A 17076-nucleotide genomic window follows, 5' to 3' on the forward strand; every position below is an offset into this window, starting at 1 on the left:
CGTGCGCGCATCCTGACGTGGACAGATGCTGTCGATGTGTAAACAAAAATACCTGGCCAGGGCATTTTGAGCTCTGCGCGATGCTTTACGACGTAGATCCAAATCGCTGACAGGCTGATTTAAGTCTGAAGACTTCTTTTCATGCCAGGATGGCCTGATGGAGACCAGCCCTATCAAGATCCGCACCTGCACAGCCGACGCCGACCACGTGCGCGCGGCCTGGCAGTCCGAGCGGGCAAGGTTGCGCCGCCTGGTCGGTGACCGGATGCGGCGCCACCTCAAAGCAGAGGGGTGGCCGACCGGCCCCGACGCCGAACACGTCGACGTTCCCCCCGCGGAGCTGCGTCGTCGGCGCAAGGTGCGCCGGGAGTTCGTGGCCGCGGTGAAGGCCGGCGGCGGGGTGCGGCCCACGGCGACCGCCGTGGTCGGCGCCGCCCTGGAGGCGGAGCTGGAGGCGCGCGGCTGGCTGACCGGGCCGATGCCGCCGGTGGACTGGGAGATGGTGCCCGTGGCGCGCTGGCCCGGAACCGGTTCGGGGGAGCGGGGCCAGGCCTGGCGCGGGGTGGTCAACGCCCACGTGCGGGCGGACCTGCCTCCGCGCACGGTAGCCCGGTGCTGGGAGCACTCGGCCGAGGCGGTCCTCGCGCTGATCGCCTGGCGCGACGCCCACCCCAAACTGGTGCACCGCTCCGACGACCCCGGCGCCTGGGCCGAGTACGACCGGCTCGCCACCGGGGTGCTCACGCCCGGCGACGTCTACCGAGCGGCGCTGAAGCGGATCCAGCTGCCCCAGACCGAGCGCGGCGCGGTCACGATCACGGCCCGATGACCTCTGCCCACCCGGGCATGCGACCGCGTTCGATCACATTAAAGTCTGAAGACTTAAATAGAGCCGGTAAGGGCCATGAAACCCCTGCTAGACAAGGGATCGAGTTTTCCCAACCGGCTTGTTTCGTACGCGCCCGGCGGTTACTGTCGGCTGCACATCGACCACGAACGGGAGGCGAAGCGGTGGGCACGACACGAAGCCGTGAGCGGGCGGACTACGGGCCAGGGCAGGCGGCCGCGCGGGCAGGGATGTCCCTGGGGGAGTGGCGGCGGGCAGTGCGCTCGGGGCTGGTCCGGAGCGCGGACGTCGACGGGGCGCGATGGTCGGCCGCCGTGGTCGAACGGGCCCGCAGCTCGCGGGCCTCGATCCGCACCCAGCTCCAGGTTCTGGCCGCCCCCGAGTACCGGTGGGGGCAAGCCCCGGCGCACCTGCTCACCCGCGCCCAGCTCGCCGAGACCGGCCCGGACCGGCCGGTGCCGCTGCGGCCCGGCGGCCCGATCCGCGGGGTGGTGCACTTCCGGCGCGGCCGCGACCGCCTGTACCTGTACGACGTGCGCGAGGCGGTGCCCAAGCGGGCGCCGACGAAGGCGCAGACGGCGGCCGCCGAGCGGCGCAAGCTGGCGGCGCGCACCTGCACCGGGTGCGGGAAGGTGGCCGGCGACCGCAACGATCTGTCCCGGACCAAGCGCCTGTGTCCGGCGTGCGTGGCGGCGTTCTGGACGAAGAAGTTCGCCGACGACAAGCAGGCGGCTGCGGCCTGGGCACGGGAGGTGCTCGATGATCCGGCCACCGTGTTCTTGGACTCCGAGACCACGGACCTGTCCGGGTTCCTGGTCGAGATCAGCGTGACCGACCGGCACGGCGCGGTGCTGCTGGACTCCCTGATCGACCCCCGCGCCGAGATCGAACCCGGGGCGCAGGCCGTGCACGGGATCGGCGCCGCCGACCTGGTCGGCGCTCCGACCTACGCCGAGCTGGCCGAGCGGCTGTGGGCGGTGCTGCGGGGGCGCCGGGTCATCATCTACAACGTGGCGTTCGACACCGCGGTGCTGCGGCGGGAGGTGCTGCGGGCGGCCGCCGAGCTGGGGCCCGAGCCGCGCGAGGCCGAAGACCGGTACTGGGCACCGCTGGAGCGCTCGGCGCGGTGGGAGTGCGCGATGGCCTGGTACGCGCAGTGGTACGGGGAGTGGGACCACTACCACCGCGATTACACGTGGCAGCGGCTGGGCGGCGGCCACCGGGCGCTGGGAGACTGCCGGGCCACGCGGGAGCGGCTGGTGGAGATGGCGGCCTCCCTGGCCCCGGCCGCCCCTGCGGAGCTGGGGCAACCGGTGCTGGCCGGGCTCGACGCCTGAGCGCGGCTGGAGCCGCCCTGTGCGCCCTGAGGCGGCTCCAGCCCACACGCGGTCAGTGCGCCGCGTTCACCGGCGGTTGCGCTGCTCCAGCGCCTGGGCAAGGATGCGGGCGGCCTCGGCCACGTCCTCGTTCACCGCCTCGGGGTCCTGGCCGCGGGCGTGCTCGACGGCCGCCACCGCGGCGGCGTCGCCGCCCCTGGCCAGGGTGCCGTAGCCGTGTTCGTGCAGGATCCGGCGGGCGTGGTCCGCGCGGCGGGCGTTGGCCTTGGGGACGTCCAGGTCGTGTTCCATGCCCTCCCACGGGCGCCGCGCCTGCTCGGCCTGGCGCTTGACATGGGCGCGGCGTGCGCGCTGGGCCCGGGGGCCGTTCTGCACGCGCAGGACAACAGCGCTCGCGTTGTCGTCCACCGCGTGCTCGGCTGCGGCGTCGGCGGCGCGGGCCGCCTGGACCAGGGCGTGGGCACACTCCTGCGGGTCGGGGTGCTCGGCCACCAGGCGGTCCATGGACTGGTGGTCCAGGGCGTCATGGACTCCGTCGGTGGTCAGCACCATGGCCGCGAACAGGGGGATCTCGGTGCGCTCCCCGAGGTCGTAGGGGAACACGTTCAGGCGTCCCAGGGTGGTGAGCACCTCGTGGTCGTGCTCGGCCGGATCCCCGTGGACAGGCTGGCCGTCGGCGCGGGCCTGGCGCATGCGCTGGCCCTCGGTGGCATCGACGGTGGCCTGCTCGAACGTGCCCAGTCCGTACGGCGGCGACCAGCCCAGCACGTACAGGCGCACGTCCCCGGTCCAAGCGATGTCCAGGTGGCCGTCGGCGCGGGCCAACAGGACCGTGCCGACGCAGTCGGGTTCGGGCCACCCGGCCTCGTCGGTGGCGGTGAGTTCGTTCCCGGCGGCGCGCAGGCCGCCGGCGGCCGATCCGGTGCGGGCCCCGAGGCGGGCCGCGGTGTGTGCGGCGCGGCGGGCGGCCGCGGGGACGCCGGGATGGGAGCCGTAGCCGTCGATGAGGGCGGCCGCCCACGTGCCGTCGGGGGCGTACTCGACGGCGGCGGCGTCGGACTGGTTCGGGCGCGGGCCCTGGTCGGTGGCGATCCCGGCACGGACGGGGTCGGCGAGCACACCGGGAGCGGGTGCGGGGGGCCGGTGGTGGGCGTCGACCTGGCGGGCGGCCGTGGCGTAGTTCTCGCCGGTCGCGGCCATCCGCTGGCGGATCGCTCGGGTACGGGCGCGGTTGTTGCTGGGCATCGAGATCCTGTCCTGTCCGCTGGTGCCCACGCTCCCGGCGGCACGACTGGTCCAATGCATGCGGGTGGCTCTGCGCGCTGCGTCGGCGACGGCTTGGCCCTCACAGGTCCGGTGCGGCGTGGGCGCGGCCGGTACGAGGCGCGGGACCGCGCGGCGGCCCCTGAGGGTCCAGGGTAGCCGTGCGCGGTCCTCGGCGGGGCTGGTTCGCTGCCCTCAGGCGCTCGCGAGGCCTTGCCGTTACGGTGATCTGGTGACCAACGTTGATGTAGCTGCGGACGTGCGGGACCTGCTGCCTGCTGAGTACCTCCAGATGTTGCTAGACACCTTCGTGTACGAATGCGTGATGTGCGGCGAGAGGTCGGCAACATCGGAGGCGCCAGCGTCGGTGCTGGTGCGCCGTGACGGCCTGCTGACCGCGGCCGGACTCGCACACACGGCCTGTTCGCCCTCGCGGGTGCGCGAGGTGGCGCCGGGAACGCTCCAGGCGCGGCAGGATCTGGACATGACGGCGCAGGCGATCGTCATCCCCGGGTTGGACGGCAACCGGCCAGCCATCGTGTGCGAGGTGCCCGGGGTCCGGGCTCGGGTCGTAGACGGGGATGACCTACTGATACCGGGGCTGCGCAGGCTCGGCCTGCACCCGGTGGCCCGGATCGCGGCCACGCCTCCGGTGCTGGCGGACTGGCGGGTGCGCCTGCCCGATGAGGTCCGCGCCGAGATCAGCGCGCCGGGTGTGGGCGGGTTCTACAGCGGGCCGCTGTTTCAGCACGCGCAGTGGCACACGGTGGTGACGGGCTCTCTGGGGGTGGTCGTGCTGCTGGTCGGCGTCGGCCTGGAGCTGCAAGCCGACCGTGAGCCGGGCGCGCTCCTGAAGGCTCTGCACCAGGCGGCGCGGCGCGGGGATCTGGTGGGCGGCACGGTGCCAGTCACCGGCTGAGGGCCAGGACGTGACGGCGACCCCCGGGAGGTTCTCCTCGGGGGCCGCCGTCGTTCCTACGTCTATCCGGGGTAGGGGTTGGACATCTTCCACAAGGCGGAGAACAGGCTCTGGTAGGCGCCCTGGACTTGGGCCGGTTCGCCGGGTGGGGTGTACCCGCCGGTGGGGCCCTCCACCAGCACGCGGCCGCCGGGGGCTCCGTGCAGGATCTGGAATCCGGTGGGGTACACCGGCACGTAAGGGGGCAGTACGCGCAGGTCGACGTGGTCCAGGCGGGCCAGGTCGGCGAGCTGGGCCCACTGGCGTGACATGGCCGCGGAGGTCAGGATGGGCCGTTCGATGCCGGCGCGGGTGACCAGGACCCGGCGCGGTTGTTCGGTGATGGTGCGCAGGATCGAGGTGCGGACCATGCGGTCGGCCACGGCCTGGGCGGCCTCGTCGTCGGTGTAGGTGTCTTCGGCCCTTAGGACAGCGGTGGCGTACTCCTCGGTCTGCATGTACCCGGGGACGCCGGTGGGACACCAGTGGTCGACGGGTCCGGCGGCTTCCTGGCGGCCTATCTCGCGCTGGCCGAACATCATGTGCGCGGCCAGGGCGCGGTGGTCGGTGGGCGTCGTGGTCATCGTGTCTCCTCGTGCGGGGTGGACGTGCGCAGCGGCCCCCGAAAGGGAGGTTCGGGGGCCGCTGGTCCGGTTCCCGCTCCAGCGGCGGGCCGGGGCCGCCCCTGGCAGGTGGGGCGGGGTGGGTCCGTGCCCGGGACGGCGCGGGCACGGGGTTGGGGTTGGTCAGGTGACGTAGCGCCGCACCAGGGCGGGCAGTGGCTCGGTCTCGGCCTCGTGGATGCGTCGGCGCAGCTCTTCGGGGGAGTCCGCGCGCACGGTGTGGCCAGCATGGGTGGCGACGTAGTCGGTGCCCTCGCGGGTGACGGTGGGCAGAGCGTGCACGGCCCATCCGGGGTGGTCGCGCTCGATCAGGTCCACGTGGGGGTCTTGGTGTCGGCGGCGGGCCTGCAACGGGACCGGCGTGCACGGGCCCGGCGCGGGGGCGTGGTCGGTGGTGGCGGGGCGCACGGCTGCGGCGGTCAAGCACCGGACCAGGTCGGGCAGGCTCATCGCTCGATCCCGCAGGGGATCCGCGCCTGGACGGTCACCGTGCCGTCGGTGTTGACCAGCCAGGACCAGCCGCGGCTGAGGGCGTCGACCATGTGAAGCCCCAGACCTCCGGGGACCTCGGTCGGGGTGTTCTTCACCCGCGGGTACTGGTCCTCGTCTCCGGGGCGGGGGCCATCGTCGGTGACGCACAGCAGGTAGTAGTCCCCCTGGTGAAACATCTCCACCAGGACGCGGCCACCCGGGTCGCCGGACCGGCTGTGCCGGATCGCGTTGGTGGCCAGCTCGGACGCGACCAGCGCGACATCCTGGGAGCGGCGCGGGGTGGTGCGGGTGGCGCGGGTGATCCATCGGCGCACGTCGGCGACGGCGGTGGGCTCGTGCCCGATGACGATGCCTGTGCAGCCGGGGGAACAGGTGACGAGTCGGCGGGGGCGCCCTCCGGGTAGCGGCGCCGGTCCGGTGCGGTGGGACATCGGCTCTCCTGTAGTCGGGGCGCACCCTGATGACAGGTAAATGCCAGAGAGCGCCATGGCCCCACCATGCACTCAGCCCCACACTCTGACTACCGTCCGGCATCTATTCAGCCAAAACTCCGGCATGCCATGGCACTGTTATGGCATTTACCTGTCATACTCATGGCATGGCAGGACAGCAAAATGTTGTTGATGATCTCGCTCTGTCCCAATTCGCCACCGAGCTACGCGACCGGCGCCGCGGCGCCGGGCTCAGCCAGACCGAACTCGGCGACCTCGCCGGATACTCCCGCCAGGCGGTCGGGGAGGTCGAACGCCTACGACAGCCCCCCACCCGTAGGTTCGCGGAGAAGATAGACCAGGCCTTGGAAGCTGGAGGCGGCCTACTGGCCCTGTTCCCTCGACGTGGAGTCCCGGAGCGCCAGCGCCTGTTGAACGGGTATCTGCCCCTGGAGAAACAGGCGTCCGCGCTCGACCAGTTCCACCCACAGGTCGTTCCCGCCGGGCTTCAAACCGAGGACTACGCTCGGGCCGACCTGGCTGGTACCGACCCGCCCCAGCCACAACACGTGCTGGATGAATGGCTCCAGACGCGCATGGAACGCCAGCGGTTCCAACGGGAGCGGAACCGGCCGCTGGCCGCGCAGTACGTCGTGGATGAGGGCGCCCTCCGCCGCCAGTTCGGCGGCCCCCAAGTGATGGCCGCGCAGTACGCGCACATCCTCGATCGGATGGACGATCCGTTCGTGACAGTGCAGGTGCTACCGTTTTCAGCCGGTACACATCCCGTTTTGCACGGGGCTTTTACGATCCTGCACCTGGACGGGCCGCCAGCTGACACCGTGCTATATGACGAGTCGATGACCGGAAGCCGAACCGAGGTCGATCCTGCCATCGTCGCGCCAGCCATGAGACGGTTCGCCACGGTGCGGGGGATCGCCCTCTCCCCGGCCGACAGCAAAGATTTCATCCGAGCACTAGCAGCAGAAGGACACCACGCATGAGCATTCCCACTCCGCCCGATGAGGCCTTCCGCAAGTCCTCGTACAGCTCGCAGGGCGGCGAGTGCGTGGAGATCGCTCGGACGGGGCCTCATGCCCACCTGCGCGACACCAAGCACCGCGCGGACCTGTGCCTATCGGTCCCCTCGACGGAGATGGTGGCCTTCCTCCGCGCGACCCCCTCCATGTAGCCGTACGCCCACTCAACACTTCAAGGGCCGGATCCTCTGTGGGTCCGGCCCTCCTCATGCCCACGGTCCGGCGCGTTCATCCCTCTGCTCTCGGGGCGCAGACGGGCGTCGATCTCGGCCACCAGGGCCTCGGTGTTCTCCGGGGCGGTGCGCAGCACGTCGCCGGTGTCGGACCACCGCCACCGGAGCGGTGCCCCCTCGATGTCGGCGACCAGTTCGATTCGGCCTGAGCGATCGGTAGTGCGGGATGAGCGGGGGCACAGCTCGATGGCGATACCGGCTCCAGCGCCGAGTTCTTCGGGGTACACGTCGTAGCCATAGAGCCAGGCCTCCCCGATGGCCAGGATGGCCAGGTGGCGCAACCGCGGGCCGTGGAACAAGCTGGTGAGCCCGGTGTGCACCCGCCGGAGGGTGTGCTCGTCCACGCGCAAGATCGGGGCCGGGTGGGGACCGGTCGCAAGGCGGTGGGGGAGTCGGGGGAAGCCCATGCGTTCTCACGTCCTCGTCGCGGTCACCGTCAGCAGATCCGACAGCGGGCCGACTGCCTCGCTCGTGGTCGTGGCGCTCCAGCCCTCCAGCAGCGACTCCAGCACGTAGGGGCTGCGGGCGACGGCGAAGTCCTCGGCCCCGTGCTCGGCGGTCCCGTGGCGGTAGGCGTCGGCGGCGGCTTGGGCGTGTGCGCCGCTGGGGTGGGTGATCACCATCTGGCTGCGCGGGGGGACCACGGCGGCCAGGGCCGCGCAGAGCGCCGTTACCTCATCGTCTAGCAGGTGGGGCAGGGTGAGAGCGCACACCAGACCGATGGGGCGACGCAGGTCCAGCCTGGCCACTATCTCGGGATCGCTCAACAGCTTCGTGGGGTCCCTCAGGTCTCCGTCGACCACGCTCACGACCTCGTGGCGGTAGTGGGCTCGGGTGGTGACGGCCGCGTGTAGGTCGTGGTCGATGTAGACCACCGCAGCGCCGGGTGTGATGGTCTGGACCAGGTCGTGTAGTCCGCGCTGGTCCATACGAGGCAGGCCGCACCCCAGGTCCGCGAACTGGTCGATGCCGCTCGTGGCCATCTCCACCACGGCCTGGCGGATTCGGCTGCGGCTGGCGTCGACCATGGCCAGCTGGGCGGGGTCCGCGGTGAGCATCTTCTCCGCCACCTGCCGATCTGCGGCGAAGTTGTCCTTTCCCGCCGACAGGTAGTCATGCACGCGGGCGCTGGTCACGGCTGGGATGTGGGGTGGCCATAGGGGGAGGTTCACCGCTGGGCCTCCCGCAGAGTCTGGGCGAGCTGAGCGGCGCTGGAGGCTTGGAGGACGGTCCGCGGGTCCGATATCAGGCGGGCGTACCAGCCGCGGGGGTTGGTCCACACACTCCAGCGCTCGCTGTATTCGGTGCTCAGCTGGGCGAGTTGGCGGGCGGTCTCAGGCCAGCGGCGGCCGAGAGCGTCCTGGTGGTCTCCCTCGTGTGCGGGGGCACGGCGGCACGCCAGACGCCACCCGCTGACAGCCTCGGGGTTTGTCACCATGCATCCGGCTGGGTACAGATCGTGATGGCCCGGTGTGCGGGGGAACTGCTGGGTAGGGGTCGATAGCACCATGCCATGACGCTACGGACATGGGTGCAAGCGAATGTTTCATGATCTGAAACAGTCTCGCCGGATGGTCCTGCGAATCCTCGGGGCAGCTCAGATGACGCGCATGCGGCTGGCCATACGGCGCAGCGGGGCGGGCAGGGTGCGCTGGGCGTCCACCAGGTGCTGGGTGACCAGGCGGGCCTGGGGGTGGTACAGGGTCAACTGCGGCGCGATGTGCTCCGCACGCTCCAGCCGCTCCAGCGCCACACGCGGCTTGCCGATCTCGGCCAGGGCGCGGGCCATGTCGATGTGGTGGTGCGCGTGCCGTTCGGGGATGAGCGTGGCGGCGACCTCACCGGTCACGTGGGCGTCGCGACGCAGGGCGGCGTCGTAATCGCGCACCTCGACCGCTACGGCCGCGTGGTGCACTGCGACGTTACCGCTCGTGAATGTGGTGCCGTGGGTATCACGGGGGTGAGCATGCCGCGCGGCGTGCCCGTTCATCTCCTGGGCCTGGGCGAGGAAGTCGTCCGCGGCCTGGCGGTCTCCGGAGCGAGCGGCCAGCACCGCAGACCGCAGGTGAATGGCGCCAAGTACCTCGCTGCTGTCGGGGCGGGCCCGGTCGACCTGGCGGGCGGCGTGGGCCAGGGCTGCCAGGGCCGGCCGCCACTGGGCACGCGCCATCATCAGCAGAGTGCGGCGGTGTGTGACCATCACGGCCAGGTGCGGATCCTGCGCGGCCAGGGCCGAGGCACGGGCACGCTCGGCCGCCAACTCGCTGAGGTCCTCGAAGCCGAGTTTGCGGGTGAGCCGGACGGCGGCGACCTGGGCGCGGTGCAACGCCCTCCACGCACGCTCGCTCCCCGTCTCCAGCGCATGCACGGTGGTCTCCTCGACCAACGCGGGCAGGAGAGCGCCAAGCTTGGCGTGGCGGGTCTGCTGCAACAAGACATGGACGCCCTGGAGGTCGGCCTCCAGGGCCTCCAACGGGCGCGGGTGGGAGATGTCGGGGGGCACATCCACGTAGGCCAGAGCCTCGCGCAGGGCGCCGATGACGGTCGTGATCCCGTCATCGGTCAGGGCGTCGTGGTAGGGCTGGCCGTACAGGTCGGCGACCTGGAGGCCGAGCGCGGCCGCGAGGGCCGACACGACGGCGGGGGTGGCGAGGCGGTGCCCGCGCTCGACCTGGGCGAGATAGCTGCGGCTGTAGCCCGGCCCCTGGAGCTGGGTCCGATCCGCCAGTTCCTGCTGGGTCAGGCCCGACGCTTTGCGCAGGCGGGCGATTCTGCGGTTGACGCTCTCGGGGTCCTGGTCCGTGGCCATGGCCGTGCTCCCTACAGTCGGGGGTTCCAGGGTAGAGCGCTACGTGTAGCGGCCGGTGCTCGTGGCGGGAGAAAGAGAAGGAGAAGGAGACGGCGCTCCTTCCCCTCCCCTCACGCCTTCCCGATGGCGGGAACGACCTCCGGGCTATGCGCGGGTGTCCTCTTCGTCCAGCGTGTCCAGCAGCGCCGACACGGCCGCAGCCTGGAGATGCCCGAGAAGACCCGGGCGGGCCACTCTGCGCAGCTGCGCGCGCAGCTTCCTCATTCGTTCGAGCACATCGTGATGGGCTCGGGTGCCACTGGAGCGCATGGCTGGCGGAACCAGGCCGAGGGCCTGCACGTACTCGGTGGCGATCGTGCCCACCGTGCGCGGATTCTTCGGCAGGCCGGCCAAGGCCGTGTTGATGTAGTGGCTCATCGCCAGACTCGGCAGCCCGTAGCGCTGTTGGTCGGCCTCCACCCGCGCCTCCAGCCGTTCCCACATCTCCAGAGGCAGGCTCACGCTGTAGGCGGCCCACTTCTTGGGCTCGTTGCGCGCCGAGAGAACCGAGGATTCCCATGCCTTGCGCACCTCCTCGGGCCGACCGAGGAACGACACGGGCTCTGAGGCGGCGCTCTCGGTCACGTCGGTCTGGGGTGCGGGGTCCGCGGGGGCGGGCTCGCTCTCCTCGACGGCCACCGGCTCAGCCGCGGCGGCCTCCTCCTGCGGCGGCACAACCTCCGGGACCGGTTCCGGCTCAGGGGAAACAGATTCCTCGGGTTGGGGGGTCGCTCGATCGGCGCTCTCGGTCACGTCAGTCTGGGGTGCGGGGTCCGCGGGGGCGGGCTCGCTCTCCTCGACGGCCACCGGCTCAGCCGCGGCGGCCTCCTCCTGCGGCGGCACAACCTCCGGCGCGGGGTCTGCCACGGGGGGAACATCGCCGACCCTGATCGACTCATTGGAGGCTGCAAGGCGCCTCCTGTTGCTCTTGTCGCCGGGCCGCTGACGGTTGATCTGCTTGCTCATGCTCCGGACTCCTGCCACCTGATCAGGTTCTTGGCGTGCTGATCTGCGGTAGCAAGCATCTCCTTCCTTGGCGTGGACGCGGGCAGGGCACGCAGAGGGAGGGCGTTGTCGTTGGCGTCCTTGATGACGGATCGCTCCGGGATCTCCGGTTCCCACACGGTCTCGAAGGTGTCGGCCAGGCCCCCAAGTTGGAAGGCGTGGCCTCCGAGGTTGGACCGGACCCGGTCAGGGATCAGGGCCACGTACTCCAGGTGGGGACGGTGAAGGTTCTCCGCCTCCGACTCCACGAACTGCTTGATCTTCAACGCGCCGTCGATGTCGTCGTACTCCGGGGCGGCCGTGCCGATCACTCCGTCCGCTGCGGCCAGGCCCATCTGCACCAGGTGGTCCTTGCCCGGATGGTTGTCGATCAGTGTGAAATCGACATCGTCGTCTGCTCCGTCCAGGCCGATGGCCAGTCGCCGGACCGCGCCGAGCTTCCCGGCCTCGTGCAACCGGTTGGCCAGTTCCTCGCGTGCCGGCAGTACCCAGATGTTGCGTCCTACCTCGTGCTCCCACCCACATGGCACGATTGCGTCCACTGCGATGCCGCGCTCGTTTGCCTCGATGACCTCCGACACGGTCGGCTGAGGGTCCTCTTTATCGAACATCACGCCCAACCGCCGCCCTGCGTTGGCCTGGGGGTCCATGTCGACCACCAGGACACGCTTTCCCATGCCTGCCAGGGCTTCGGCCATCATCACAGTGAAGGCGGTCTTACCTGTGCCGCCCTTATCCACTGCCAGCGCGATACGGCGCCGCTTCGGCGCGTTTGACGTACTCACTGCCACCATCTCCTGTCCGTACTTGGATCTCGTGTTTCCCTTGTGTGACCTGGTCAGATCGCTGGTTTTTGCGAACCGTTTTGCGAACGATTTTGCGAACCTCTTTGCGCTCTTCCTTCATACTTTGCGAACGGCGGCCTGACCTGGTCTCTTGCGGGGTTCACCCTATGCCGTAGGGCCTGGGGCACTCCAGGTGGTTAGCAAGACTTCTGTGCCTTGATGCAGCTTTGTAGCTTGCGAGGATGCCTACTCGTTCGCACGTGCGTTCGGAACTCGATGTGTACGCTGCTCCTTCCACGCTCGTCATGTGCACTTCTTACTGGATGCCACTGGGACATGTGTGCGGGTTGGCGGTCTTGCACGCGGAAGGGGGCCCGAGCGGAACAACGCTCGGGCCCCCTTCGGTTACTGCGCTAGCGGCATCCTCCGGCCTGGGTGTGGTACCTCTTATCCTCCGGGTCCCCGAAATTTACGGGCAGCCCGCACCTTCCGCAGCGCGAGATCAGGATGGTGTACCCGCACACCGCGTCCTGGACCAGGCCGCGAGCGCCGCGGCTCGTGTGGGTGAGTACGAACTGTGGACCGCTCGCCACGGTGCATTCGGGCGTGGGGCAGTAGTAGCCGCGGGCTCCGATCGAACCGGTGGGCTGCATCGGGGTCGTGCACGTTGGGCAGGTGGGCACGGACATGATCAGCTCCCCGACGTGAGCGGGGTGCGGTTGACGCCGAAGGCTTCGGCGAGAGCGAGCATGTCGCGCTCGGTGTCCGAGAGCGGGGGCGTGGTTGATGTGGGCTCGGTCGACTGCACTGCGGTAGCGTGAGACACAGGAATCTCCTTGTAGCGAGGTGTTTCCAGGGCCCGGGGTCAGGCGTTGCAGCGCCGTAGCGCCCCGGGCTTTCTCGTGTGTCGGCAGAGCCGAACACACTCAACATTACCTATGAAGTTCAGAACTTCAAGTGTTCAGAACTTCCGAAGTTATGAACTTATGAAGTACACTAGAGCCAAGAAGGAGGTGAGCACGTGCCGACACGCCACGTCGCGTCATGACCGTCATGGAGATGGCGGCCCCCGGGTTCGGCACTCTGGTAGGCGACCACGCTGGCCGTCATGAACTGGAGCACCAGCAGATGACCGAATCACCGCGCGCCGAGATCTACGAACAGCGACAGGAGGGGAAGCGGCAGCGCCGCAAAACAGTCCCCTTGTGGGTGGATCAGTGGTCTGAGCTGACGGACCTGGCACGCGAGCTACAGGACGCCAAGGATCCAAAAGAGCCCCGGATCACAGAGAACACTCTGATCCGGATAGCCGTGGACCTGCTCCTCGAACACGAACACCACCTGGCCGGAGACACCGAGGACCAGATCCGCGACAACCTCACAGCCGCGCTCAGGGGAGAAGGGAGCACACCCAACCCGACTGCGGAGAACTCGTAACCCGAAGAGCCCCCGACCGGCGCCACATCTCGCCAAAAGAATCAGCGCACGGCCGGGGTCCAGACCAGACCGAAAGGTTCTGACCTTGTCCAACAGACTAAACGGCCACGACACTTCCTCGGGTGCGTACCCGAGGCACCAGGGCCCTGACCCGGTAGTTCGCGACATGGGCACCGCACGCCCGGGGGAGTGGAAGCCGAAGCCCCCAGGGGTGAGAGAGGTCCACCACTACGCCGTGGGCGCCCGAAAGGGTTCCCAGACCACCAACAAGCCACCCAAGCCACCCGTTCGTGAACGGATCTCCAGCGGTGCTCTGGTGGCCGCCGGCCTGCTGATCACGTTCGGCATCATCGGCGGCGCCTGGGTTGTCTACGACGCCCAGTACCAGTTCGCGGTAACCCACAACTGGGGCAATGAGGACATCGCCCACATTCAGGCGGCCATCCCCGAGGTCGTGTGGGTCGGCATGGCCCTGCTCGGCCTCGCTCAAGCTCTGCGCGGGCGCAAGAGCGCACGGGCGATCAGCGGCATCATCCTCTTCTTTTCCTTGTCGATGGGTGCGCAGCTGCTGTACGCCGTGCCCAACCCCGGCGGCTACCTGGTCGCCATCATCACACCGCTTGCGCTCGCGCTCCTGTTGGAGACGTTCATCGACGGGGTGTACCGCTGGGCCTGCGCACGCGACGGAATCCCTGTGGAGGAAAAGCCGATCCTGCTCAGGATCGGAGCCGCGCTGGGAACCGTACCCAAGCTGCTGTGGATCCTCCCCGGGGCCCTGCTCATCGGGTTCCTGCTGGACTTCACGGCGACCTGGACCGGTGTGCGTACCTGGCTGCTGGAGACCGCCCTGCCGCTGGCTCCGTTCGTCCTGCTCGCGTTCCCTGCGATGTGGGTGCTGCGGCTACTGCTCGACTTCAAGGGCACCTGGCACGGGATGCGTGACTGGCTGCTGGACATGATCCCCTACGCGCCCGGCCGGACCAAGGCTCAAGACGACGCGCGCGCTGCACAGCGGGATGCCCGGCAGGCCGCACAGAACCAGGCTGAGGCGGAGCGGTTGGCTGAAAAGCGTGTGCTGGAAGAGAAGCGCCGGTCAGATGAGGCGCTCACCGCCGCACATCAAGCGCACGCTGACGAGCTGGAGCGAATTCGCGCAGACTTCGCTGCCGACCAGCAGGCCGCTCAGGATGCTGCGACCGAGCGCGAGCAGAGTCTGATCCGGGACCGCGACCAGCAGGTGGCCGAGATTCAGGACCAGCTCTACCGGATGGAGTCGAGTTCGGATGAAGGGCTGCGGCAGGCCAAGGCTCGCGCGGAGACTCAGCTCGCCGAGGCGCGGGCCGAGTTCGAGCAGGCTCTCGCCGGGGAGCGTCGGGCCGCTGAGAAGCAGGCGCGAGAGCTGCGTGAGGTGTACGAGCGTCGACTGAGCACGGCCCAGGGAGAGCTGACTGCTGCCCGAGGTGAGTCGTCCCGGCTCAGTGAGCAGGTGCGCAGCCGTACGGCCCGTGTCGATGAGCTCAGCGGGCAGGTGGAGACCCTGCTCCAGACCGTCAGCGGTCGTGAGCGACTGCTGTGGGAGTACCAGGGACTCGGCCGACGAGGCGATGTCCGGTTCGGTCGGCGCGATTACGTGCGTGAGGTCGTGCGGGAGCTGCTCCTGACCGGCGACATCCCTCTCCAGTCGGAGAACACCGCGTGCAACTACGTGAACGACTGGCTCGACAAGAACCCCACGGCCGTGAACGGTCAGAAGGTTGCGGTGGGGTCATGACCTGCGAGCACAATGTGATGACAACGGTCCCGTGTAAACCCCTGATACAGGAGGACCTCAAACTGATGGAAGGGAGTTCCGTGGTCGCCTCCGGTCACACCTTCGGTGACAGCGTGGCCACCGTCGTCGGGATGCTGCCCTGGTGGGTCCTCTGCCTGCTGGGCGTGGCCCTGGTCGGCCTGCTCGTGTGGTGGTTCGTGTACAACGGCCACCACCGCCAGAACCGGCGCACCCGGTGGCCGCGGTACCGCCGCATCCGGTTGCACATGTGGCCCGGCCCTGGATTCGCTGGCCGATGGATCCTCAGCCGGGACTACGGTCTCAGGCGCGCCCTACGCGTGGCCAAGCGGCGGCGCCCTGACTTGGGTTGGAGGGACCGCTGGTTTGGGCCTCGCTCACAGGTCTCGGTCTACCACGGCAAGGCACAGGGATGGCTGTACCTGCTGTTCCGGCACAAGGTGCGGTCTTCCTTTGAGGACAACACACTTACGCTCGCACCCCCGCAGGAGTTCAAAAGCGTCTCAGCAGTTCCCACGATCTGGGACGCTCCCGGTGCGGCCGTGGTCAGCTCGATCCGCGGAAACCTGCTCAGTGACAGCGCCGGATACCGCGCCACCATGGGTGAGATCCTCGTGTTCAACCCCGCGCAGGTCGGCGAGTACGGATCAACCTTCAAGTGGAATCCCGTTGAAGGCTGCCGCGACTTCAACGTGGCGATCCAGCGCGCCGGGTACATGGTGGAGGCCCAGACCAGTCAGGGGCTGTCCAACGCCGATTTTTGGTCGGATCAGACCGTGATGTACCTCGCGCCGCTGCTGCACGCGGCCGACCTGGTCATGGGCACCCCGGAAGCGCTGACCGAAGCCGATGAGGGCTGGGCCGATGCGCTGGCCGAACCGGTGTCGATGCGTACCATCACCCACTGGATCTCAACGGCCAACACCAATCTGATGCCTTACGAGATCCTGCGTCAGCACCCGGGCGCCTCGCGGTCGGCTGCCGAGGCCCTGGTCCGGTTCTACAAGCAGACCCCGGAGAAGACCAGGGACTCGATCGTGGTCACCGTCGGCCGCACCCTGCGGTTCATGTTGGACGAGACAGTGAGCGAGATGCTGATCCCCCGACCGGGAGACGCCACGTTCGACGCCGAGCAGTTCGTGCGCAGCACCGACACGCTGTACATGATCTCTCCGCCCCCGGAAGGCAGGTCCCCAGTAGCGCCCCTCATGGCCGCCTTCCTCGGCGAACTTTTCAATATCGGCGTCCAGGCCAACGAACGCCGCCGGTTCGATCGCCCGGTGTCCATGTTCCTGGATGAGGTCACCAACACTGTTCCGGTGCCGTTGGCGTCCTGGACCTCGTACTCGGCCGGCAGCGGCATCATCCTGCACCTGTACTCGCAGGCGGTGACGCAGTTCGTGCGGCGCTGGGGTTCTGAGGCAGCAGACGAGATCGTGTCCAACTGCAAGGTGCAAAAGTACTCTCCGTCCTTGAAGGGGGAGAGCCGCAAGCTCCTGGACACAGCGGCTGGCAGGGTGCGCTTGGTCCGCAAGGACAAACAGGACACCACTGACCGCAAGGGCGGGACTAAAACCCGCACGGTCACCTATGAGTCCTGGGAAGACACACTTCCCGCGCCCGGTCGGGACATCCCGGACGCGTACGTGTTCCTCACCGTGCGAGAGAAGATGCCGACGATCATCCAGCTGGAATACTTCTGGAAGAGCAAGAGGTACACGAACTACCCGGTGGAGAACCTCACTCTGCCGCCGGTCACGCAGCGGCACATCCCTGAGGCGATTCCGGAGCTGGTGCCGCAGATCCTTCGAAACGCCGTCCAGCAGCAGTCAACAACGAAGGCCAAGCACATCCCGGAGAAGCCGGACGGGCGATCTCCCGAGGAGGCTCCGCCTCTCTCTCGTCGGAAGGACAGTGCGCAGGCTCTACCGGGTGAGAAGGCTGCCAACCCGCTCGACGGCTTCCTCGAAGGGTTTGGGGACTGATCG

The 17076-nt window shown here is 68.9% G+C and carries 19 protein-coding genes; 8 read left to right on the plus strand and 11 right to left on the minus strand.

The annotated features are described in order from the left end of the window. Positions 1-157 precede the first annotated feature (157 nt). Positions 158-829: a hypothetical protein gene (locus NE857_RS33665; protein ID WP_254422234.1), complete on the plus strand. Its 672-nt coding sequence runs from the start codon at positions 158-160 to the stop codon at positions 827-829. A gap of 182 nt (positions 830-1011) precedes the next feature. Further along, entirely contained in the window at positions 1012-2184 is a 1173-nt protein-coding gene (locus tag NE857_RS33670) for a 3'-5' exonuclease (RefSeq protein WP_254422235.1), read from the plus strand. A gap of 66 nt (positions 2185-2250) precedes the next feature. Here NE857_RS33670 and NE857_RS33675 read toward each other — a convergent pair whose 3' ends face one another. Continuing rightward, complete coding sequence (locus NE857_RS33675) at positions 2251-3429, minus strand: hypothetical protein (RefSeq protein ID WP_254422236.1); 1179 nt, start codon at positions 3427-3429, stop codon at positions 2251-2253. Positions 3430-3679: 250 nt separating this feature from the next. Here NE857_RS33675 and NE857_RS33680 point away from each other — a divergent pair, with 250 nt between their 5' ends. Next, positions 3680-4366: a DUF8842 C-terminal domain-containing protein gene (locus tag NE857_RS33680; RefSeq protein WP_254422237.1), complete on the plus strand. Its 687-nt coding sequence runs from the start codon at positions 3680-3682 to the stop codon at positions 4364-4366. Positions 4367-4428: 62 nt separating this feature from the next. Here NE857_RS33680 and NE857_RS33685 read toward each other — a convergent pair whose 3' ends face one another. The 3 genes from NE857_RS33685 to NE857_RS33695 all read right to left on the minus strand — a co-directional run bounded on the left by NE857_RS33685 (position 4429) and on the right by NE857_RS33695 (position 5951). After that, positions 4429-4989 (minus strand): Scr1 family TA system antitoxin-like transcriptional regulator, encoded by a 561-nt coding sequence (locus NE857_RS33685; RefSeq protein WP_254422238.1) that lies wholly within the window; start codon positions 4987-4989, stop codon positions 4429-4431. Positions 4990-5151: 162 nt separating this feature from the next. Further along, positions 5152-5478 (minus strand): hypothetical protein, encoded by a 327-nt coding sequence (locus tag NE857_RS33690; RefSeq protein WP_254422239.1) that lies wholly within the window; start codon positions 5476-5478, stop codon positions 5152-5154. Then, a complete protein-coding gene (locus NE857_RS33695; RefSeq protein ID WP_254422240.1) occupies positions 5475-5951 on the minus strand; it encodes an ATP-binding protein in 477 nt (158 codons plus the stop codon). Before NE857_RS33695 ends, NE857_RS33690 begins: the two co-directional genes overlap by 4 nt. 167 nt (positions 5952-6118) lie before the next feature. On the opposite strand from NE857_RS33695, the gene NE857_RS33700 reads away from it, so the two are divergent. Continuing rightward, positions 6119-6955, plus strand: coding sequence for a helix-turn-helix domain-containing protein (locus tag NE857_RS33700; protein ID WP_254422241.1), 837 nt, complete (start codon positions 6119-6121; stop codon positions 6953-6955). Then, entirely contained in the window at positions 6952-7143 is a 192-nt protein-coding gene (locus tag NE857_RS33705; protein WP_254422242.1) for a DUF397 domain-containing protein, read from the plus strand. The genes NE857_RS33700 and NE857_RS33705 overlap by 4 nt, the downstream gene beginning before the upstream one ends. 20 nt (positions 7144-7163) lie before the next feature. On the opposite strand, the gene NE857_RS33710 is transcribed toward NE857_RS33705, so the two are convergent. The 7 genes from NE857_RS33710 to NE857_RS34430 form a co-directional block, all read right to left on the minus strand. Further along, positions 7164-7568 carry a hypothetical protein gene (locus NE857_RS33710; RefSeq protein WP_254422243.1) on the minus strand — a complete coding sequence of 135 codons (405 nt, stop codon included), beginning with the start codon at positions 7566-7568 and terminating at the stop codon, positions 7164-7166. 69 nt (positions 7569-7637) lie between these two features. After that, positions 7638-8360, minus strand: a complete 723-nt coding sequence (locus NE857_RS33715) for an SAM-dependent methyltransferase (RefSeq protein ID WP_254422244.1) — start codon at positions 8358-8360, stop codon at positions 7638-7640. A gap of 32 nt (positions 8361-8392) precedes the next feature. Then, positions 8393-8662, minus strand: coding sequence for a hypothetical protein (locus NE857_RS33720; protein ID WP_254422245.1), 270 nt, complete (start codon positions 8660-8662; stop codon positions 8393-8395). A gap of 159 nt (positions 8663-8821) precedes the next feature. Then, complete coding sequence (locus tag NE857_RS33725) at positions 8822-10033, minus strand: helix-turn-helix domain-containing protein (protein ID WP_254422246.1); 1212 nt, start codon at positions 10031-10033, stop codon at positions 8822-8824. A 144-nt stretch (positions 10034-10177) separates the two neighbouring features. Continuing rightward, positions 10178-11038, minus strand: coding sequence for a hypothetical protein (locus tag NE857_RS33730; protein ID WP_254422247.1), 861 nt, complete (start codon positions 11036-11038; stop codon positions 10178-10180). After that, on the minus strand, positions 11035-11862 hold the full coding sequence (locus NE857_RS33735) for a ParA family protein (RefSeq protein ID WP_254422248.1): 828 nt from the start codon (positions 11860-11862) through the stop codon (positions 11035-11037). The genes NE857_RS33730 and NE857_RS33735 overlap by 4 nt, the downstream gene beginning before the upstream one ends. Before the next feature lie 691 nt (positions 11863-12553). Beyond that, complete coding sequence (locus NE857_RS34430) at positions 12554-12688, minus strand: hypothetical protein (RefSeq protein ID WP_301184374.1); 135 nt, start codon at positions 12686-12688, stop codon at positions 12554-12556. Positions 12689-12906: 218 nt separating this feature from the next. Between NE857_RS34430 and NE857_RS33740 the strand changes: the two genes are divergently transcribed. From NE857_RS33740 to NE857_RS33750, 3 genes are all read left to right on the plus strand, one after another. After that, positions 12907-13299: a hypothetical protein gene (locus NE857_RS33740; RefSeq protein WP_254422249.1), complete on the plus strand. Its 393-nt coding sequence runs from the start codon at positions 12907-12909 to the stop codon at positions 13297-13299. Between the two features lie 166 nt (positions 13300-13465). Beyond that, positions 13466-15070, plus strand: coding sequence for a coiled-coil domain-containing protein (locus tag NE857_RS33745; protein ID WP_254422250.1), 1605 nt, complete (start codon positions 13466-13468; stop codon positions 15068-15070). Positions 15071-15135: 65 nt separating this feature from the next. After that, positions 15136-17073, plus strand: coding sequence for a type IV secretory system conjugative DNA transfer family protein (locus tag NE857_RS33750; protein ID WP_254422251.1), 1938 nt, complete (start codon positions 15136-15138; stop codon positions 17071-17073). Positions 17074-17076 lie beyond the last annotated feature (3 nt).

The sequence above is a fragment of the Nocardiopsis exhalans genome (genome assembly GCF_024134545.1).
GTDB classification, from domain to species: domain Bacteria; phylum Actinomycetota; class Actinomycetes; order Streptosporangiales; family Streptosporangiaceae; genus Nocardiopsis; species Nocardiopsis exhalans.